The 20599-nt window shown below is 38.2% G+C and carries 22 protein-coding genes; 16 read left to right on the top strand and 6 right to left on the bottom strand.

The window, feature by feature from the left end; all coding sequences use genetic code 11:
- The first annotated feature begins 10 nt into the window (after nucleotides 1–10).
- Entirely contained in the window at nucleotides 11–451 is a 441-nt protein-coding gene (locus OZ002_RS03905; protein ID WP_002287254.1) for a PTS sugar transporter subunit IIA, read from the top strand.
- A 199-nt stretch (nucleotides 452–650) separates the two neighbouring features.
- Here OZ002_RS03905 and OZ002_RS03900 read toward each other — a convergent pair whose 3' ends face one another.
- Together OZ002_RS03900 and OZ002_RS03895 are read right to left on the bottom strand one after the other, a co-directional pair.
- A complete protein-coding gene (locus OZ002_RS03900; RefSeq protein WP_156249245.1) occupies nucleotides 651–1778 on the bottom strand; it encodes an ABC transporter permease in 1128 nt (375 codons plus the stop codon).
- 2 nt (nucleotides 1779–1780) lie between these two features.
- The gene (locus OZ002_RS03895; RefSeq protein WP_125178986.1) at nucleotides 1781–2458 is read right to left on the bottom strand and encodes an ATP-binding cassette domain-containing protein; all 678 of its coding nucleotides are present in this window, start codon (nucleotides 2456–2458) and stop codon (nucleotides 1781–1783) included.
- 263 nt (nucleotides 2459–2721) lie between these two features.
- Between OZ002_RS03895 and OZ002_RS03890 the strand changes: the two genes are divergently transcribed.
- Genes OZ002_RS03890 through OZ002_RS03880 form a run of 3 tightly spaced genes read left to right on the top strand, consistent with a single transcriptional unit; the run spans nucleotide 2722 to nucleotide 6104 of the window.
- The gene (locus OZ002_RS03890) at nucleotides 2722–4488 is read left to right on the top strand and encodes a PTS mannitol-specific transporter subunit IIBC (RefSeq protein ID WP_002302135.1); all 1767 of its coding nucleotides are present in this window, start codon (nucleotides 2722–2724) and stop codon (nucleotides 4486–4488) included.
- 14 nt (nucleotides 4489–4502) lie between these two features.
- Complete coding sequence (locus tag OZ002_RS03885) at nucleotides 4503–4940, top strand: PTS sugar transporter subunit IIA (protein ID WP_002287247.1); 438 nt, start codon at nucleotides 4503–4505, stop codon at nucleotides 4938–4940.
- A gap of 12 nt (nucleotides 4941–4952) precedes the next feature.
- Nucleotides 4953–6104 carry a mannitol-1-phosphate 5-dehydrogenase gene (locus tag OZ002_RS03880; protein ID WP_156249244.1) on the top strand — a complete coding sequence of 384 codons (1152 nt, stop codon included), beginning with the start codon at nucleotides 4953–4955 and terminating at the stop codon, nucleotides 6102–6104.
- A gap of 61 nt (nucleotides 6105–6165) precedes the next feature.
- On the opposite strand, the gene OZ002_RS03875 is transcribed toward OZ002_RS03880, so the two are convergent.
- The 3 genes from OZ002_RS03875 to OZ002_RS03865 form a co-directional block, all read right to left on the bottom strand.
- Entirely contained in the window at nucleotides 6166–6864 is a 699-nt protein-coding gene (locus tag OZ002_RS03875; protein WP_002287245.1) for a type 1 glutamine amidotransferase, read from the bottom strand.
- Nucleotides 6857–8209: a Mur ligase family protein gene (locus tag OZ002_RS03870; RefSeq protein WP_002287244.1), complete on the bottom strand. Its 1353-nt coding sequence runs from the start codon at nucleotides 8207–8209 to the stop codon at nucleotides 6857–6859. Before OZ002_RS03870 ends, OZ002_RS03875 begins: the two co-directional genes overlap by 8 nt.
- Nucleotides 8210–8431: 222 nt before the next feature.
- On the bottom strand, nucleotides 8432–9832 hold the full coding sequence (locus OZ002_RS03865) for a TrkH family potassium uptake protein (RefSeq protein WP_002307209.1): 1401 nt from the start codon (nucleotides 9830–9832) through the stop codon (nucleotides 8432–8434).
- 160 nt (nucleotides 9833–9992) lie between these two features.
- Between OZ002_RS03865 and OZ002_RS03860 the strand changes: the two genes are divergently transcribed.
- The 4 genes from OZ002_RS03860 (at nucleotide 9993) to lepB (ending at nucleotide 12897) form a co-directional block, all read left to right on the top strand.
- Nucleotides 9993–10730 (top strand): epoxyqueuosine reductase QueH, encoded by a 738-nt coding sequence (locus OZ002_RS03860; RefSeq protein WP_002287242.1) that lies wholly within the window; start codon nucleotides 9993–9995, stop codon nucleotides 10728–10730.
- Nucleotides 10731–10854: 124 nt separating this feature from the next.
- Nucleotides 10855–11334, top strand: coding sequence for a hypothetical protein (locus OZ002_RS03855; RefSeq protein ID WP_002294107.1), 480 nt, complete (start codon nucleotides 10855–10857; stop codon nucleotides 11332–11334).
- Entirely contained in the window at nucleotides 11331–12098 is a 768-nt protein-coding gene (locus OZ002_RS03850; RefSeq protein WP_002302142.1) for a DUF6681 family protein, read from the top strand. Before OZ002_RS03855 ends, OZ002_RS03850 begins: the two co-directional genes overlap by 4 nt.
- A 229-nt stretch (nucleotides 12099–12327) precedes the next feature.
- Nucleotides 12328–12897 (top strand): signal peptidase I, encoded by a 570-nt coding sequence (lepB, locus tag OZ002_RS03845; protein WP_325082878.1) that lies wholly within the window; start codon nucleotides 12328–12330, stop codon nucleotides 12895–12897.
- A gap of 103 nt (nucleotides 12898–13000) precedes the next feature.
- Here the strand turns inward: lepB and OZ002_RS03840 are convergent, their stop codons facing one another.
- Complete coding sequence (locus tag OZ002_RS03840) at nucleotides 13001–13603, bottom strand: class I SAM-dependent methyltransferase (protein ID WP_125178990.1); 603 nt, start codon at nucleotides 13601–13603, stop codon at nucleotides 13001–13003.
- A 104-nt stretch (nucleotides 13604–13707) separates the two neighbouring features.
- Between OZ002_RS03840 and OZ002_RS03835 the strand changes: the two genes are divergently transcribed.
- The 8 genes from OZ002_RS03835 to OZ002_RS03800 all read left to right on the top strand — a co-directional run bounded on the left by OZ002_RS03835 (nucleotide 13708) and on the right by OZ002_RS03800 (nucleotide 20518).
- Nucleotides 13708–14172, top strand: coding sequence for a GNAT family N-acetyltransferase (locus tag OZ002_RS03835; protein WP_002307216.1), 465 nt, complete (start codon nucleotides 13708–13710; stop codon nucleotides 14170–14172).
- Between the two features lie 105 nt (nucleotides 14173–14277).
- Nucleotides 14278–14862 carry a thymidine kinase gene (locus tag OZ002_RS03830; RefSeq protein WP_002289675.1) on the top strand — a complete coding sequence of 195 codons (585 nt, stop codon included), beginning with the start codon at nucleotides 14278–14280 and terminating at the stop codon, nucleotides 14860–14862.
- A gap of 2 nt (nucleotides 14863–14864) precedes the next feature.
- Nucleotides 14865–15938 carry a peptide chain release factor 1 gene (gene prfA, locus OZ002_RS03825; protein WP_002289676.1) on the top strand — a complete coding sequence of 358 codons (1074 nt, stop codon included), beginning with the start codon at nucleotides 14865–14867 and terminating at the stop codon, nucleotides 15936–15938.
- Nucleotides 15931–16770 carry a peptide chain release factor N(5)-glutamine methyltransferase gene (gene prmC / locus OZ002_RS03820; protein ID WP_002325410.1) on the top strand — a complete coding sequence of 280 codons (840 nt, stop codon included), beginning with the start codon at nucleotides 15931–15933 and terminating at the stop codon, nucleotides 16768–16770. The genes prfA and prmC overlap by 8 nt, the downstream gene beginning before the upstream one ends.
- Nucleotides 16763–16942, top strand: a complete 180-nt coding sequence (locus OZ002_RS03815) for a hypothetical protein (RefSeq protein ID WP_002300130.1) — start codon at nucleotides 16763–16765, stop codon at nucleotides 16940–16942. The genes prmC and OZ002_RS03815 overlap by 8 nt, the downstream gene beginning before the upstream one ends.
- 21 nt (nucleotides 16943–16963) lie before the next feature.
- Nucleotides 16964–17989 carry an L-threonylcarbamoyladenylate synthase gene (locus OZ002_RS03810; RefSeq protein ID WP_002318664.1) on the top strand — a complete coding sequence of 342 codons (1026 nt, stop codon included), beginning with the start codon at nucleotides 16964–16966 and terminating at the stop codon, nucleotides 17987–17989.
- A 174-nt stretch (nucleotides 17990–18163) separates the two neighbouring features.
- Nucleotides 18164–19408, top strand: a complete 1245-nt coding sequence (glyA, locus tag OZ002_RS03805) for a serine hydroxymethyltransferase (protein WP_002300132.1) — start codon at nucleotides 18164–18166, stop codon at nucleotides 19406–19408.
- 162 nt (nucleotides 19409–19570) lie between these two features.
- The gene (locus OZ002_RS03800) at nucleotides 19571–20518 is read left to right on the top strand and encodes an alpha/beta hydrolase (RefSeq protein ID WP_086319461.1); all 948 of its coding nucleotides are present in this window, start codon (nucleotides 19571–19573) and stop codon (nucleotides 20516–20518) included.
- Nucleotides 20519–20599 lie beyond the last annotated feature (81 nt).

Here is a 20599-nt window from a genome sequence, read left to right as displayed (position 1 = left end):
AGGTGAAAAGATGATCCAGCTACCAGCAGAAAAAATATTGCTCGATCAATCCTATCAAAATTGGAAAGAAGCGTTGACCGAGATCGGCCAGTGGATGACCCAACAAGGGGGAATCAAACCGGCATATATCCAATCAATGATCGAAAGACAAGAAAAAGCGAGTGTCTATATCGGGAATTTCGTAGCCTTGCCACATGGGACTGACAAAGATGAAGAAGTAGTAGAAGAAGGAATCTATTTAGTCCAAGTGCCTGATGGTGTGGACTTTGGAACAAAAGAGGAACCAAAAATCGCGACACTCTTATTTGTAGTGGCTTTAAAAAAAGAACATCAGTTAGCGGTGCTCCAAGATTTAGCCTTTTTCTGTTCAGACATCGACCAAGTAATGGCGCTCAGTGATGCGGAAACCATTGAAGAAGTCCAAATGATTTTTGAACATGGACATATATAACCAATGTTCACAGTAAAAAAAGCTGCCTTGCATCAAGTAATAACTTCAACCAAGATAAAAATAAGAGGAGCTATTTTTGTTGGGAGGTTCTTATTACTGCGGATGCAAGCTTTTGAAAACTATTTATTCTAGAAAACCGTTTATTTGAAATAGGGGACGGTGACAAGGTTTTTGTCACCGCCCCTATTATTTTTGTGTTTTAATAGCTCTTTTTTATATGGATAGTGCCCATACCTATGAATAATAAAACGATACTCCATATACCAAGTGTCAAGATACCATTCATGAAAGTAACCTGTTCTGAAGCTAGTGGCGAGAAAATATCTCCTCCTATGATCACATTTTGAAAATCAACATAAGAAGTTGGCAAGTAATGACTGATTGATTCTATCCATCCAATCGAAGAAAACAAGCGATACTCTGCTAAGAAAAGACAAAGAAGTGTACCTAAAAGATTGACTAGAGAATGTTCAAATAAAGCAGATAGAAGAAAACTGATTGTACTTAAAAAGAGCACCCACAACAACAGGAACAGAAAGCTCTGGAAAAGATACGCATACATCGGAAGGATTCGTATCTCCTGACCAATGATCGTTCCTACAGGATAACGGAAGTCTCCCAAACCATTTTTGATTATTACTAGTATAGAGACGATCAAAAATGGCATCACGAGACTTAGCATAGCTGCACCATAATAAACGGTAAAACGGATGCTATGTTTCTTTACCATACTATCCGGTAATAGATTGACTAGAGAGATTACCTGCTTTCTTTTTTCATAAGAGATGATGGAAGAAAGAAACAAGGCGGTTATACATAAAATCAAAAAACTAGAAATCATTCCTGAAAAAATATTTTCGTAGTAATTCGCTAAAGGGAGATGCGCTGGCAAGTCAAAAATAGAATATCTTTGGATCTGATGTTCTTTCATATAACGGAGCAACTCGACACGTTTTTGTTGTTCAATGATTGGAATTCCTTGTCTTTGACCAGAAATCAGTCGATCCAGTATATCTTTTTCATAATGATAAGTTGCTTCGACCATTTGCTGGACATTCCCTGTGTTTTTTGCATGTAAGATTGCTTCGATCAGTTTGTTGCTTTTCTCTAAACTTTCCACAAATTCTTTCTCATTCTCATCTTCTTTCAACGTTTCAATCAAACGCTGCGTCTCTTCATAGTTATGATTCAGTTCATCGAATTCTGTATAAGCAAGTTTATGATCAAAAAAAAGTGGGAATGCAAAGAGCACGACCAACAATAGAGGAAATAAAAAGTTTACTTTGTTTTTTAGTAAGAGATTGCGTTCAAATGTAAGTAAAGACATAGTTACACCTCATATAATTTACGATAAATAGCTAAAATCTCTTCCATATTTGAGGATTCTGTGACGATTTCTCCATTTTTTAGAAAACATGCTTTAGAACAAATCGATTGGATATTCGCGATAGCGTGGGAAGAAAGAAGAATCGTCTTCCCCTCTTTCTGCCATTGTCTGATGAGGCTATTCAAGATATCAATACTTCCTGGGTCTAATCCGTTCAACGGTTCATCGAATAACATGACAGATGAATCACTGATCAAGTAAGCAGCAAGCAAGACATGTTGTTTCATTCCTAGAGACATTTTTCCAATCGGCAAAGTAAGGTACTCAGTCATCTTCAATCGTTGGAAAACAGTTTGGCATTCTACTTTGCTCTGCCAATAGTATTTGATCAAAGTCAAATAATCAACAGCCGATAGATATTCGGATAACTGATTCGTTGATTCTAGAAAAAAGAAAGACCGGCGATAATCTGTATAAGCAGTAGGAGAGATGTTGTGAAGGGACAATTGATCATAAGTTGTTGGCAGCAGTTGGGCAATGCCATTCAGCAAAGTTGTTTTGCCAAATCCGTTCGGGGCAATCAAAGCAGCTACTTCTCCTGATTCTACTAAAAGATTCAATTGTCGAATCACACGTTTTTTACCACGTTTCATGTTCATGTTTTTGATCAGTAATGTCATAGATAGGCCTCCAATATAAAATTTAATAACATAATAGAATGAAAAACATCTAAATGAAATGCTAACAAAAGTTATTGTTTGCATATTATAAAAAAATTAAAATAACATTTTTATTTAAAATTGAAGTTTTCTGATACCGAAATCTTTTTATTTTGCTGACATACTCAAACCTTTGGCACAAAGTTTCGTGCCAAAGTACGACTATTTCTCTTTTTAGTAAGCGGATACAATTAGAGTATCAAAAGGAGAGAGGGAGAGACAAAATGGAACGGACGATTCCCAAAAACAACATTTCGCTAAAAGCGAGGGTACAAAAATTAGGCAGTACTTTATCAAGCATGGTCATGCCAAATATTGGAGCACTGATTGCCTGGGGTGTATTAACGGCTCTATTTATCCCAGATGGTTATTTACCAAATGAGGCTTTCGCTACCATGGTAAGCCCAATGCTAACTTATCTGATTCCTTTATTGATCGGTTATACTGGCGGAAAAGTAATTGCTGGTGACCGCGGATCAGTTGTTGGGGCAATTGCAACGATGGGTGTGATTGTCGGAACAGATATTCCAATGATGCTAGGCGCGATGATCATGGGACCTCTTGGTGGATATGCCATCAAGAAATTTGATCAGCTATTCCAAAAACGGATCAAATCCGGTTTTGAAATGCTAGTCAATAATTTTTCAGCAGGTCTTATCGGTTTTGGATTAGCGTTATTAGGTTTTTCTGCGATTGGTCCAGTTGTCGATGCATTGACTCAAGCAATGGCAAAAGGTGTAGAGATCATTTTATCTGCCCATTTGATTCCATTGACAAGTATTTTTATTGAACCAGCAAAAATCTTATTTTTGAATAATGCAATCAATCATGGGATTTTGACACCATTGGGAACTGAACAAGTAGCAGAGGCTGGAAAATCTATTCTATTCTTGCTTGAAGCAAATCCTGGTCCAGGACTTGGCGTATTACTTGCTTTTACTTTGTTTGGCAAAGGAGCAGCAAAATCTTCAGCACCAGGAGCCATGATCATTCACTTTTTAGGCGGGATCCATGAAATCTATTTTCCTTACGTTATGATGAAACCGTTATTATTCTTATCAGTTATAGGCGGAGGAATGTCAGGAAGTTTCATTTTCCAATTGATGGATGCTGGACTAAGAGCGCCAGCTTCTCCAGGGTCGATCATTGCGATTCTAGCGATGACACCGTTCAATTCTTACCTTCCTGTTATTTTGGGCGTGATTGTTGCCGCAGCTGTTTCGTTTGGTATTTCTGCAGTAATTTTGAAAGCGGATGCGAAAGATACAAATGAAGACTTCGAAAAATCTGTTCAAGAGACAAAGGCAGCTAAGCAAGCTTCCAAAGGTGCCCAAGGTATTCCTCAAGGAGCTACATTCTCTGGCGTACAAAAAATCATTTTTGCTTGTGATGCAGGGATGGGATCAAGTGCGATGGGCGCTTCGATCTTGAGAAAAAAAGTACAGGAAGCAGACTTGCCTCAAACGGTGACCAATCAAGCAATCAGCCAACTGACAGATGACTCGAATACATTGATCGTTACTCAGGTCGAACTACAAGAAAGAGCAAAACAAAAAGCACCGAGCGCGCGTTTTGTCTCAGTAGAAAACTTTTTGAATTCACCTCGATATGATGAAATCATTCAAGAATTAAGTAGCAAGCAGGAACCATCAGTTTCTGAAATTGAGAATGAGCCAGCAGAAGAGTTTCTTTCAGCAAACATCAAACAAATCAAAGAGATTCTACTTGTCCACGATGATCGTTCCGGATCAGCAACAATGGGGATGACCGTGCTCAAAGATATATTAGACAAGAACCATTTAACTATCCCGTTAAGAAAAGTCAATATCCAAGATTTAAAAGATGAACCTGATTCACTTATCGTAGCCAAAGAAAGTTTAGCGGAAAAAGTACAGATGGCTGCGCCTCAATCCATTCATTTATCAGTCAACAGCATGGTCAATCCGCAAAAATACGAATCGATTGCACAATATTTGAAACAGACAGCTTAAGGGAGGAAAACAGCATGCAAAGTTTGCCATTCGACATGATCGAGCTCAATCGATCTTTTAAAACCAAAGAAGAAGCGATCCGCTATTGCGGTCAGATGCTTGTAGAAGCAGGGTGTGTTGATGAGGAATATATCGATGCCATGGTAGATAGAGACAAAATGTTATCTGTTTATATGGGGAATTTTATCGCGATTCCTCATGGAACAGATGAAGCAAAAAAATATGTGAAAAAATCCGGCATCTGTGTCGTTCAAGTACCAGATGGTGTAGATTTTGGTACCGAAGAAGAAGAAAAGATTGCGACTGTTTTGTTCGGTATTGCAGGAGTCGGAGATGAGCATTTGCAACTTGTACAGCAAATCGCACTTTATTGCAGTGATATGGACAATGTTGTCCAGCTAGCAGACGCGCTCAGCAAAGAAGAAGTAACGGAAAATCTAGCAATTGCTTAAGGAGAGAGAAAAATGAGAGCAGTACATTTTGGTGCAGGAAATATCGGTCGAGGGTTTATTGGAGAGGTTTTGGCAGCTAATGGATTTGAGATTACTTTCGTAGATGTGAATCACACGATCATTGATGCTTTAAATGAAAGAAAAGAATACGAAATCGAATTAGCAGATGAATCAAAAGAAAAAATCACTGTAAAAAATGTCAAAGGAATCAACAATCAAACAAATCCAGAAAAAGTAATCCAAGAAATCGCTGAAGCAGATTTAGTTACTACCGCCATTGGCGCGAATATCTTACCTTTTATTGCTGAGTTGATTGCAAAAGGTATCCAAGAAAGAGAAAAGGAAGGAAGCACAACATCTTTAGATATCATTGCCTGTGAAAATATGATTGGCGGTTCAGCATTTCTAGAAAAAGAAGTGTATAAATATCTTCCGGAAACATCATTTACTGACAAATATATCGGCTTTCCAAATGCAGCAGTCGATCGAATCGTCCCATTACAACACCATAAAGATCCTTTATTCGTCCAAGTGGAACCTTTCAAAGAATGGGTCATTGACGATAGCCAAAGAAAAAATAAAAAAATCCAATTAAAAGGGGTTTTATATGTAGATGATCTAGAACCATATATCGAACGCAAACTATTTAGTGTCAATACTGGTCATGCGACTGTCGCTTATACAGGTGCCTTGTTAGGTTACCAGACCATTGATGAAGCAATGCAAGATGCGTTAGTTGTGGCACAATTAAAATCAGTTTTGCAGGAAACAGGAAGTTTGCTGATTGCCAAATGGGGGTTTGATGCAGAGCAGCATCATGCGTATATTGAAAAAATCATTCATCGCTTCCAAAACAAAAATATCTCTGATGCGATCACACGTGTCGCTCGGACACCATTACGTAAGTTAGGTTATCAAGAAAGATTTACACGTCCAGTGAGAGAACTACAAGAACATAACTTGACTTGCCCACATTTGACGGCAACAATGGGGATTATTTTTAATTACTATGATCCTGAAGATGAACAAAGCCGTCAATTGCATGAAATGAAGATCCATGAAAACTTGGAACAATTGATTCAAGAAGTCACAGGAATCAATGATCCGAAAACAATCGGGAATATTAAGCAAAACGTGAACCGTTATGCCAAGCAAGTCGCTTAAAATAGGATACGAAAAAGGGGAATGTGACGAAATTTTTGTCACATTCCCCTTTTTCGAATAACTAGGCTGTTTGTCCTTCAAGATAGGGCAGATCCAATTCTTTACCGTAACGTTGTTCTAAAGCTAGGCGGATCAAACGAGCTGCCAGGTTCTCATTTCTTGCAAGGATAGGTCCATGGAAATAAGAACCGAAGACATTTCGATAAATGACACCTTCAGATTGGTCTTCACCATTATTTCCTTGACCTTGTACCACTTTCCCCAAAGGTCGTTCACCTTCACCTAAGAAAGTCCGACCATTGTGGTTTTCAAATCCATAATAAGTTTCATTGAATTCTTCGTTATGGATAACGATATCACCGATAAACCGGTTATTTTCCTGACTTAACGTGTAGTGATCCAGTGCACTGATTCCTTGGATCTTTTCTCCATTAGCTCCCATGTAGTAGTGACCTAGCAATTGGTAGCCACCACAAATGGCTAACATGACGCCATCATTTTCGATATAGTTGATCAAAGAATCTTTCTTTTTCTGGATGTCTTTTGAAATGATTAATTGCTCAAAGTCTTGACCACCGCCAAAGAAAACCAAGTCATATTTATCAGCATCAAAAGGTTCATGTATACTAACGATCTCCGTATGGCAAGAAACCCCCATTTTTTCTGCTATATATTTCAACATCAAAAGGTTTCCGTTATCACCATATGTGTTCATCAAATTTCCATAAAGGTGGGCGATATTGAGTTCATAATTAGCCACGGTTCATTCCTCCTTTGATAAATCCTTGAGCAGCTAGTTCTTTACGAAGCTGCAATACAGCAGTGTAAGTAGCTAAAATATAGACATGCTCAGTTGGCAATTCTTTGATTTTTTCGATTACTTCTGGTAATTCTTTTGTTTCTGTCAATTTATTTTCTGGAATCCCGGCAACTTTTAGACGTAAAGTCATATCTGTATGACGGTCTCCTCCAGAAATAACAGCTGGGATATCCATATCGGCAAAGTTTTCAAAATTACCATCCCAAATCCAGCTGACATCGATTCCGTCTGCGTAATTGGCATTTAATAAAGCCACTAAAGAAAATGGATAAGGAGCTAGACCAATCATATCGATTACTTGATTGATACCTACAGGATTTTTGACAAGTACTAATGTACATTTTTTCCCATTGATATTGATGACTTCTTGTCGGCCGAATACTTTCTCGTCATATCCTAAACCTTGTTTGATTTTATCAGGATCGACATTGAAGTACTCTGCCACTGCAGTAGCTGCTAAAGCATTGTAGACATTATACATACCGCCAACTTCGATTCCGTATTCATGACCATCGATCACGAAATCTGCTGACACATTGTCCATCCGTACCATATCAGTTAATCGATAATCCAATTCAGGACGCTTGAAGTCACAATTTGGACAGTAATATTTCCCTAAGTTTGCATAAGTGATCATTTTATAATGCAAGATATGATGACAATTTGGACATAAGACACCGTCTGTATTGTAATGAGCCATTTGTTCACGATCTTCTTCATGGTCAAAGCCATAATATTTTCTAGGATTGACTGTTTCGATAGAATTGAAGATTGGTGAATCACCGTTACTGATAATCGTTGCATTTGGTGACTTTGCGGCACCGTCTACAATCATTTTATAGGTCGTATAGATTTCTCCATACCGATCCATTTGATCACGGAAAATATTTGTAAATAAGAACAGTTCTGGTTTCATATATTCTGTGACTTTGCTCAAACTTGCTTCATCTATTTCTAGGACAGCAAACTTTTTCTGTCCTTTTTTTGGTTTTGCCTGCAAGAAAGTCGATACAATTCCCTGTACCATATTCGCACCAGTAGGGTTGGTTAGAACTTCATCGAATTGCTGGCGCAAAATATTGACTGTTAAAGCGGTAGTCAATGTTTTACCGTTTGTTCCGGTGACAACGACGACTTGGTAGTCTTTTGCCAAACTATCTAGTATATGTGGATCGACTTTCAGCGCTAGTTTACCTGGTAAACTTGATCCGCCTTTAAAAAAAGTTTTTAATGCCCATTGCGACGTTTTTCCAACTGCAATCGCAAAATGACTGCGTATTCCCATTATGTAACCTCCAAAAACGATTTGCTGACGAATAAATTCAACTAATCATACCATATGTTGAAAAAAAGGTTAAATTGCTTTTCTTATTCTTAAGAAAAGGTTACGGCTGAAAGTGCATGAATTCGGACAAAATCGCATGATTTAACAAAAAAACAGCTTGAAACAAAATGATTGTTCCAAGCTGCTGTGATTTTATTATTCCCTCTTACCTATATTCCCATTTTAACCGATAATAATTTTCTCGCTTGGATATTCATAGCCTAGATCTCGTGTTTCTTTTGGTACGAATAACATCAATGTATATAGCATTCCGATCCGCCCAATAAACATCAGTGCAGCAATCGTGATTTTGCCCACAACAGACAAGTCTCCGGTAATCCCTAAAGATAAACCAGTTGTTCCAAACGCAGAAGTTACTTCGATGATGATCGAGATCAGCGTTTGTTCTTCTGTAGCAGATAAAAAAACGATACAAAAGAAACACATACCAAGAGAAAGCATAAAGACAACGACTGATTTTCGCACATCATCTTGATCGATTCTCCGTCCAAAAATATTGATGTTATCTTCACTTTTGAGGAAGGAATATAGATACAAACCGATGATTGCTACAGTAGTTGTTCGAATCCCGCCCCCTACAGAACTAGGACTGCATCCGATAAACATCAGTAAAGAAAAAATGATCAGTGTTGTGATTTGAAAATCACCCAAATCGTGAATCTGCAGACCAGCATTACGAGTCGTAATCGAATAAAACATCGAATTGATCCATTTGACACTCATATTGGAATCTTGGAATAAATGGTCCTTTTCCAATAGATAAATCAAGACAGTTCCCGAAACAAACAAGATAACAAAAGCTAACACAGCTAATTTGGTAAACAAGGAAAAACGAAACGGAAGCTTCGCATTGGAACGTTTGTATAATAGCCATTCCCGGCACTCCATCAATACAGGAAAACCAATTCCTCCGACAAAAATCAAAAACATGATCAGGATCAAGAAAAAATAGTCATGTGCAAAGGGCTTGATGGAATCCCCAGTGACGTCAAACCCAGAGTTCGTGACAGCCGATATCGCCTGATAAAAACCGTAAAAAACGGCATCACGCCAACGATCAAAATAGCCTCTGTAATAAAAATAAATAGAAAAGAATGTCCCAAAAAGTAATTGAAACCAGATTAAAATAGCAAAAGTGATCCGAATCAGTCGGACGATACCAGACAAACGCGGTTGATTCATATCCGTCATGATCAGCTGTCGCTGTTTCAGTGTGATCCGTCGTTTAGAAAAAATGACAAAAGCAGTAGAAATCATCATGATCCCCAAACCACCAACTTGAAATAATATTTCCAGCAGTATAATACCGTTATCATTGAACACAGAATTGATATCAAAAGTCGATAGTCCAGTCACACTCACTGTACTGATTGCCATGAACAGCATGTCCACAAAAGAAACATGGCTATCTGGTTCGCGAAAAATCGGCATATAAAATAGAACGAGTGATAAGACCGTCATCAATATATAATAAAAAACGATGATTTGGATCGATGAGAAATGATTGGCAGCAAACTTCTGTCCTCGCCGCTGCAGCCTTCGAAAGAATAAATCAACATGCACAGTACTATCCTCCTGACAATAGTCGTTTCTACCAGTATACAAGGGGAATTAGGAATACTCAAAGAAATTATTAAACAGATAACAATACAGCTTTCGATTAAAATAGAAATGGCTTATAATAAGGCAAATCCTAGAAAAAAGAAGGAGGAGGAATAACAAATTGATTAATGCTCAACAAATCGTAGAAAAAATGAAAAATCAAAAAATAAATTATGATACAGTTCTGAAAAAAATGATCATGCAATGGGAGAAAGAAGAAGTAAAGCCTAAGATATTAATACATACATGCTGTGCTCCTTGCAGTACGCACACATTGGAATTCATGTCTCAATATGCAGAGATCACGTTATTTTTTTCAAATTCGAATATTCATCCTAAAAGTGAGTATTTGCGAAGATTACATGAACAAAAACGATTTGTAGACCAATTTAATGAGAAAACTGACCATCATGTAGCGCTAATCGTTGATGAATACCGTCCAAATGAATTCACCAAAATGGTTTTAACAAACCATCTTGAAAACGAAAAAGAAGGTGGTGCTCGCTGCAGTGCATGCTTCAATATGCGATTAGATCTTGTTGCGCAAAAAGCGCAAGAACTAGGATACGATTATTTTGGAAGTGCCCTGACCATCTCGCCAAAGAAAAATGCAGCCTTGATCAATCAGATCGGAATGGATATACAAAAGATTTACGGGACACAATACTTGCCAAGTGATTTCAAGAAAAACAAAGGCTATGAACGCTCTTTGCAAATGTGCAAAGAGTATGATATTTATCGCCAATGTTATTGTGGTTGCGTGTTCGCTGCCAAGCAGCAAGGATGCGATCTGAAAGAAATCAATCGGGAAGCAAAAGCTTACTTAAAAACATCAACCGTAGTTTTTGAGGAAAATTAAAGAAATCTTTCGGAAAAACGTAAGAAAAAAATAAAGAATTTATGATAGAAATAAGGTAGACTGTATAATTTGTCCGTAGTAAAGTAAGGAAACAAGAATAAATTTCAATGAAGGAAGAGATAAGATGCGAAAAGTAGCACCTATTTTGAAGCCAATCGCTGTATTAACAATCTCGACGATTGTCGCGACTACTACAGGTATTGTGAATAGTTCCAGCTACCGTGCACCAAGTTCAAGTTCTAGTACTGTAGAAGAAACAACACCAACTACTTCAGTCTCGACATCTGAACCAACAACAACGGAAAGTTTGAATGAAACCACTACGACAAGTACATGGGACGATACAACAACTAGTTCGTCGTATGATGAGACATATACAACTGACAGCTCAAGCGAAACAAGTAATACGGTACCAGATGGCACTCCATCGGATTCAACCAATCCAAGTACAAGTCCGGATACAAGTGCTAGCTCCGAAACGATACCAAGCAGTACGACTGTAGATGATAACACGCAAAATGATGATGCAGCACGTACAGCACAGCAAAACCAAGATTCAGGAAATACCCAAACGTATAACCAGCAAGCAGGTGATTCTCAATGACATTTTTACTAGACCTTATCAACGGGGTGCATAAATTCCTTGGCTATTTAGACATCAGTCCTAAATATCTTAACCGTGGATATACGATTTTAAGTGTGATTCCCACGCTTTATTTATTGAGAATTGTTTATGGACTTTGGCAAAACCAAAACTATCTTCAATTTTTCTTATATGGACTTGCATTTCTAGTGCTTGTTTATTTTACTGTTTTAAATGTATTTTATTACTTTTTAGATAAAAACACGAAAGCCGATGTCACTCAGCTTTTTGTGAAGTATTTACCTGATGAAGCGTTCAACATCCAGACAGAAGAATCGATAGATAATGGAAATTCGATCGATAAAGTGAATACACAAGAGGTCATGGTTTCTTATGACGAAGATTATCAATTGAAATTAGCCGAGAATATGCGGTATTTGATTGGAAATGGTGAGATCAAAACAAATGAACTCGGTCGCATGGATGGATTTCTGGTCGACAGAAATACATTGTATCCTTATTACTATGTTAAGAAAACAGGAGAGAAAGAGTATGTTCTAAATATTGGACGAAGCTACTCGGACATGGAAAAAGTAGGGACCATTCGACTAGACTCAACAGAAGACACATTGGAACCTGTCGGATTGTTCATCGTCGGCGGTGATTTTGTCAAAGACGGGTTACGCTATCATGAGCCTTATCGTCTGAAATTGATTGCAAAAAAGGCACAGTCGCAGGAAGAACCAGTGGTTTATAGTCGTAGCCAAAGAAGAAGACATTCATAATGTGATGAAACGCCGTGTATCAGTGGTTGCGATAAAAACGTTTATTCGGAATAAGGGGGATGTGACACGTCTTTTGTCACGTTCCTTTTTTATATAACGAGAAAGATAAGACGAACACATCACTTATTCTTTCCTTTCATTTATAAACATTGTAGAATAAAGAAAGTACAACGAAGTATTGTGAAAAAACGTAATAAATAACTAGAAAAATACAAGTAGGAGGTAAGCTGTGAAAGAATTTTTGAAAAATTGGGGGATTTTGATCCTTGTATTAGCGGCTATTTTATTAGCTAGAGTGTACGTGTTTACACCAGTTACTGTAAACGGGCATTCGATGGACCCTACATTAAGTGATGGACAACGATTGATTTCATCTAAGATCTCAAACTATGAACGAATGGATATTATTACTACAAAGGAACCGGGGGGTGAAGAACGGATGATTGTTAAACGGATCATCGGTATGCCTGGAGATACAGTCAAGATGGAAAATGACCAGTTGACCATTAATGGCAAAAAGTATGATGAACCTTATCTGGATGAGTTCAAAAAAGAATTTTCAGAAGATAAGTTACAAGGAGAATATGCTTATAGCTCAGGATTCCAAGCACAAGCAGAAAGTTCATCCACCTTTACGAGTGACTTTGAATATACTGTGCCAAAAGGAAAGTATCTTGTTCTAGGCGATAACCGCTTGATTTCAAAAGACAGCCGAATGTTTGGGTTAGTCGACAAAGATATGATCCAAGGAAAAGTTGTTTTCCGTTATTGGCCTCTTTCAGAAATCAAAATTATGTGATGAAAAAATAAAAAGAAGCTGTGACATGTTTTTTGTCACAGCTTCTTTTTCCGAAAATTCCTTCTTATTTCTTGGAGTTGCTCACTTTTTTTGCAATCTCATTTTAAGATTTTTGGCTGATGGATAAGAAAAGCGAAGCGTTTTTGTTCATAAATAGCTTTTCCCCACGATGGAAGGTATGACTAGTAGCAGAGACAAAGCCCGTTTTTTCCAATCGATTATTCAATTCTTCTTGGCTAAAGCCATTATGGACTTTCGGATGACTAATTTGTTCATTCTTGTCAAAGTCTACGATGATCAATTGACCGCCAGGAGCTAAAATTTCATAAAGTTTTGTAAGAATATTCTCCGTATCAGGAATGTGTAAAAGTACAAGTGATAGAAGGATGAGATTAGCTTGGACAGCAGGAAATTCGACAGAAGCATCAGCGTGGATCGTTCGGACATTTTTCAGATCTGCTGCTTGGATCTTTTCTTCTGCCATTTTCAGCATAGTTTCTGAAGCATCGGCAATGATCAGTTCTTTGAATCTTTCCGCGAGCGGTAAACTAACAAGCCCAGTTCCGCCTCCGCAATCCAGCAGGACTTTTTGGTGGCTGTCGCGCGGTAGATAAGTAGTTAGTTCTTCGCGAATAATCTTGGCTAATGCTTGACGGTCAGGGGAATCATAATGGTTAGCGATGGAATCAAAAATATTTTTTGTCATCAAATAGCTCCTTACGTAAAACTTTGAAATTTTAACTTATTATAGCACGTGAAAAGAAAGAAAGCATGCTATACTCAATTCAAAAAGGGAGAATCTAGAAAGAAATGCCGATATCGTTTGTAAAAGATAGAGAGGAAAAAGGAAAGTGTGTCCGAGAAATATTACTAGACTTGCCTGAGTGGTTTGGGCTTCCTGAATCAACGGAAAAATATATCGAGGAATCAAGTAAACTACCTTTATGGTGTGAAAAAAGAAAAGAAGAATATTTAGGCTTTATCACTCTTTCACAGACAAGTGAAGATACTGCCGAAATCTATTGTATGGGAATAAAAAAAGACTATCATCACCAAGGATTAGGAACAAAACTTTTTAAAGAAGCAGAAGGTTACGCAGCAAAACATTACAAATATTTGCAAGTGAAGACTGTAGACGAGGGGCACTACTCTATATATGATCAAACTATTTGTTTCTACGAATCATTAGGATTTTCAAGGTTGGAAGTTTTTCCAAATTTATGGGATGAATGGAACCCATGTTTAGTTCTTGTCAAAAAATTGGAACAAAAGTGAGCAATAGATTTAATACTAATCTGTGCTTGATGAAAATTCTCACTGTAAAAAATGCTGAAAATCAAGTATAATACCATAGGAACAAACTGGAAGGTGAAAAAGAGCATGGCACAACTATTTTTTAAGTATGGCGCAATGAATAGCGGCAAGACGATCGAGATCCTAAAAGTCGCACATAATTATGAAGAACAAAATAAGCCAGTTGTCTTAATGACAAGCGGTATTGATACAAGAGATGGTTTAGGCGTTGTTTCAAGCCGAATCGGACTGAAACGTAATGCGATGCCGATATTTGAAGAAACAGACGTATTTGACGTAATTCAGAAAATGGAAAGCAAACCCTATTGTGTGCTGATCGATGAAGCGCAATTCTTAAAAAAGAAACATGTCATTGCTTTTACGAGAATTGTGGACGAATTGGATATTCCGGTTATGGCATTTGGTTTGAAAAATGATTTTCGAAACGAGTTATTTGAAGGATCAAAATATTTATTGCTTTATGCAGACAAAATCGAAGAAATGAAAACAATCTGTTGGTTCTGCCACAAAAAAGCAATCATGAATTTACATTATATTGATGGAAACCCTGTTTATGAAGGCGATCAAGTGCAAATCGGCGGAAATGAAGCTTATTACCCCGTTTGTCGAAAACATTACTTTCACCCATCAATGATTACAGAAGGAGAATAAGCATGTACGATCAATTACAAGCAATTGAAGACCGTTATGAAGAGCTTGGAGAACTTTTAAGTGACCCAGAAGTGATTTCTGATACAAAGCGTTTTATGCAGCTTTCAAAAGAAGAAGCAAACACGCGCGAAACAGTCGAAGTTTATCGTCGTTATAAAGAAGTAGTACAAGGAATCACCGATACAGAAGAACTGCTTGGTGAAAAACTGGATGATGAAATGGCTGAACTAGCAAAAGAAGAATTATCTGAATTAAAAAAAGAAAAAGAAGTCTTAGAAGAAAAAATCAAGATCTTGCTTTTACCAAAAGATCCAAATGACGATAAAAATATCATCATGGAAATCCGTGGAGCAGCAGGCGGAGACGAAGCAGCATTATTCGCTGGCGATCTTTTCAATATGTACCAAAAGTATGCTGAAGCACAAGGCTGGAAAACAGAAGTGATGGAAGCTAACGTTACCGGAATCGGTGGATATAAAGAAGTGATCATGATGATCACCGGAGACAACGTATATTCGAAATTAAAATATGAAAGTGGTGCGCACCGCGTCCAGCGTGTTCCTTCAACTGAATCGCAAGGGCGTATCCATACTTCCACCGCAACAGTTGTCGTGATGCCAGAAGCTGAAGAAGTAGAGATCGATATTGAAGACAAAGATATCCGTACAGATATCTATCATGCTTCAGGTGCTGGCGGACAGCACGTCAATAAAACAGCATCTGCTGTACGTTTGACTCACTTACCAACAGGGATCGTTGTTGCTATGCAAGATGAACGTTCTCAAATCAAGAATCGTGAAAAAGCAATGAAAATCTTGCGTGCTCGTGTGTACGATAAGATCCAGCAAGAAGCACAAAGCGAGTATGATGCCAATCGAAAATCAGCAGTCGGAACTGGGGATCGTTCAGAACGGATCCGGACGTATAATTTCCCGCAAAATCGTGTGACTGATCATCGTATCGGATTAACTATCCAAAAATTAGATCAGATTTTAGCAGGGAAATTAGATGAGATAGTTGATGCATTGATCATGTATGATCAAACATCAAAACTGGAAGCTATGCAAAATGGGTAAAATGACCTATCGAGAAGTCCTGTCACGGGCTTCTTCTTTTTTAGAGGATCATGGGAAAGAAGCATATAGTATCCAATTTTTATTTTTGGAACGAAAACAATGGAAAAAACTTGATTGGCTCCTTCATATGAACGAAGAGATTTCAGAAGAAGAACAGCGGTTGATCGAAACCGATCTGCGACTTCTGCTTGCAGATCATCCACCTCAGTATTTGCTAGGATATGCAGATTTTTATGATCATCGGTTAAAGGTAACTGAAGCAACACTGATCCCTCGACCAGAAACAGAGGAGTTAGTCGAATGGTGTTTAGACGAGACGCCTGATGTACCGTTAGAAGTGATAGATATTGGGACAGGGACTGGAGCAATTGCTATTAGTTTGAAAGCAGCAAGAAGAAATTGGCATGTATCTGCTGTGGATCTTTCAGAAGAAGCATTAGAAGTAGCGAAAGAAAATGCTCAGAAAGAAGGAACGAAAATCAGTTTTTATCATGGAGATACATTAGGACCAGTAATGGATCAGCAATTTGATGTGATTATTTCTAATCCGCCGTACATCAGTCGGAATGAATGGGAACTGATGGATGAAAGTGTCCGGTCATTCGAACCTAAAATGGCCCTTTTTGCTGAGAACGATGGATTAGCTATTTATGAAAAAATAGCAGTTGAAGCACCAAGCGTACTAAAATCAAATGGAAAGATTTTTTTAGAAATCGGATTTCGCCAAGGTGAAGCAGTAAAAAAAATATTTCAGCAAGCATTTCCAGATAAAAAAGTGGCGATAAAAAAGGATCTTTTTGGCAATGAACGAATGATCCAAGTTTATGGTTGAAGTTGTGGATGAAAAATTTTTTATTTGTTTTTTTATTATAAAAAAACACTTATTTGACAAGGATGTAAACGACTTTTTGGTTTATCAACAAGTTTATCCACTATTGACAAATAGATTATCCACAAACAGTGGAAAACTTGAGGATAAACTCAGACAAAATAAGAATGTATGAAAAAGGGGTTGTGGATAAACTGTGGAAACGAAACGATATGATGAAACAGAATTGCAAGAGGCAGCCGAAGCACTGAAAGAAGGAGAACTTGTTGCTTTTCCTACCGAAACAGTATACGGATTGGGCGCCAACGCTCTTTTACCAAACGCTGTCAAGAAAGTGTTTTCTGTAAAAGGGAGACCGCAAGATAATCCATTAATCGTCCATGTCGCCTCTTTTGAACAAGTAAAAGAGTATGTGGACAACTTTCATCCGGCAGCAGAGAAGATTGTGAAGAACTTCTGGCCTGGACCACTAACTTTGATATTTAAGATCAAAAAAGACACTTTGCCCTCAGTTGTGACGGGAGGATTATCCACAGCTGCATTTCGTATGCCGGATAACAAAAAAACACTAGAAGTAATCGAACTTTCCGGTGTTCCGCTTGTCGGTCCAAGTGCAAATACGTCGGGAAAACCAAGTCCAACGACTGCAGATCATGTATATCATGATCTACAAGGAAAAATTACCGGGATTATTGATGATGGAGCTACGCGAATTGGTGTAGAATCCACTGTTCTTGATTTAAGTGATCCAACAGCCATGCCTATGATTTTACGACCAGGTGCAGTAACGAAAGAACAAATCGAAGCAGTCATCGAATCTCCTGTTGCTATTGATCAGCATCTTGTAAAAGAAAATGAAACACCAAAAGCGCCTGGGATGAAATACAAACACTACTCACCCGATACACGTGTTCTGATGGTCAGAGATGGCGATTGGTCAACTGCAGTTCAATGGGCAAAAAATAAGAAGATCCGTGCAGGTGTCATAGCAAGCCCCGAAATTGCGGATCAAGTGCGGACAGATACTGCAGCTGTTTATATGTATAACGACAACTCAGTAGAAGCGGCGGCTAAAGGATTGTTTGCAGGTCTAAGAGGATTAGATGAACCAACACTTGGATTAGATTTGATTTTTGTACAAGTATATCCAGAAACTGGATTGGGGAATGCTTATATGAATCGCTTGAAAAAAGCAGCAGGACAAAATTATTTTGAAAAATGATCGATTGGTTATTGTCGCATTCTTTTAGTATGATACAATGCTATCAAGTAAATCTTCTATCAGTGAACGAAAAACTAAGCGTAACTAATCGTAATAGAAGAGATACGAATATTTGGCAATTTGTTTTTGATGGGAAAAATAAAATTGTAGGAAAATAAAAAGGAGCTGTTGTTTGTGGTAGATTACAAAACGTTTGACCCTGATCTTTGGGCTGCGATCGCCAAAGAAGAAGAAAGACAAGAACATAATTTGGAGCTGATTGCCTCTGAAAACTTTGTCTCCGAAGCAGTGATGGCTGCACAAGGAAGTATCTTGACAAATAAATACGCAGAAGGTTATCCAGGGCATCGCTATTATGGTGGGTGTGAATTTGTCGATATCGTTGAAAATTTAGCGATTGACCGTGCAAAAGAATTATTCGGAGCGAAATTTGCGAACGTCCAGCCTCACTCCGGCTCTCAAGCCAACACGGCTGCTTATCTCGCTTTGGTAGAACCAGGGGACACGATATTAGGAATGGATCTTTCCGCAGGCGGACATCTAACACATGGATCACCAGTCAACTTCAGTGGCAAAACCTATCACTTTGTTGCTTACGGTGTTGATCCGACAACAGAAGTTATTGATTATAATGTGGTACGTATTTTAGCTAGAAAACATCAACCAAAATTGATCGTAGCAGGTGCCAGTGCTTACGGACGAACGATCGACTTTGCGAAATTCAGAGAAATCGCAGATGAAGTAGGCGCAAAACTGATGGTAGATATGGCACATATCGCAGGATTAGTAGCAGCAGGACTTCATCCTAATCCAGTTCCTTATGCAGATATCACAACGACTACCACTCATAAAACATTGCGTGGCCCTCGAGGCGGCATGATTTTGACAAACGATGAAGCATTAGCAAAAAAAATAAATAGTGCGGTATTTCCTGGTATTCAAGGCGGCCCTCTAGAGCATGTGATTGCGGGTAAAGCAGTAGCATTCAAAGAAGCATTAGATCCTGCATTTAAAGAATATAGTGAACAAATCATCGCCAATGCAAAAGCAATGGTCAAAGTTTTCAATCAAGCAATTGGAACCAGAGTCATTTCAGGGGCGACAGATAATCATCTGATGTTGATCGATGTTCGCGAGTTAGGTATAAATGGAAAAGAAGCAGAGAGCATTTTGGACAGTGTGAATATCACGGTAAATAAAAACTCAATTCCTTTTGAAACACTAAGTCCATTCAAAACAAGCGGTATTCGAATCGGCACGCCAGCAATCACTACTCGCGGGTTCAAAGAAGAAGATGCTGTAAAAGTGGCTGAACTAGTTGTCAAAGCATTACAAGCAAAAGATGATAACGTTCAACTAGACGAAGTCAAAACAGGTGTACGCGAATTAACTGAAAAATTTCCGTTGCATAAAAAATAAAAATTTAAATTCCATTAGTAAACAGAAAAGTTCAATGTTGGGCTTTTCTGTTTTTTTCTGTTTATTTTTTGGGAAAACGGATTCTTTGACAATATCAGTGATGCTCTCTAGTATATGAGGTGTAATTTTAGTCTTCACACTAAATCTCAGGGAGGAAAAGTCATGACTGATCGTATCTCGTTAGAAAAGGAAGCAGTAGCATTCAGTGATGCAAATGCGCCTCATCCGCGTATCTATGAACTAGCACCGGAAGAAGGAAGAGCTTTACTAGAAGAAGTACAAGAATCACCTGTGAACAAATATTCCGTCGATATTGAAGACTTGATGGTGGATACTGGCGAATGGGGAAAACTCAATATTCGTCTCGTACGACCAGAAGGGAATATGGATAAATTACCAGTTATTTTTTATATTCATGGAGCAGGCTGGGTTTTTGGCAGTGCTCAAACCCATGATAAATTGATCAGAGAACTTGCGGTTCGTACGAATTCCGTCGTTGTCTTTCCAGAATATAGTCGATCACCAGAAGCAAAATATCCAACAGCAATTGAACAAAATTATGCTGTGTTGCAACAGCTGAATAAATTAGCCAAGTCAAAAAATCTGGATCTCGAGAATCTAATCGTTGCAGGAGATTCAGTAGGTGGTAACATGGCTACAGTCATGACGATCTTAACAAAAGAACGAAAGGGCCTCCCAATATCCAAGCAATTGCTGTATTATCCAGTCACAAACGCTGATTTTGATACAGATTCCTATCATGAATTCGGAGAAAACTATTTTTTGACAAGAGAAGGAATGATGTGGTTTTGGGACCAATATACGACGAATGAAGAAGAGCGTGCTGAAATCACAGCTTCGCCTTTGAGAGCAAATATAAATGAACTAAATGATCTTCCTCCAGCAATGATTTTAACGGGAGAAGCGGATGTATTAAGAGATGAAGGTGAGGCTTATGCGCGCAAACTTCGTGATGCAGGGGTTCCTGTTACACAAGTACGCTTCCAAGGAATCATCCATGATTTTGTCATGGTAAATGCTATGGATCAGACAAAGGCAACGCGTGCAGCAATGGCATTATCTACTTCTTGGATCAAGAAAAAAGAATAAGCTTTGCTTATCCGCAGGAAAACTTCTTTTCAAAAACGGATTTTCTTAGGAAAAATGGCGAGTTTGACTAGTCAATCACTT

Source organism: Enterococcus sp. E4-150, assembly GCF_035726465.1.
Taxonomy (GTDB): Bacteria; Bacillota; Bacilli; order Lactobacillales; family Enterococcaceae; genus Enterococcus_B; species Enterococcus_B faecium.
The sequence above is the reverse complement of the archived record's forward strand: the minus strand, read 5'-3'. Positions and strand labels throughout refer to the sequence as shown.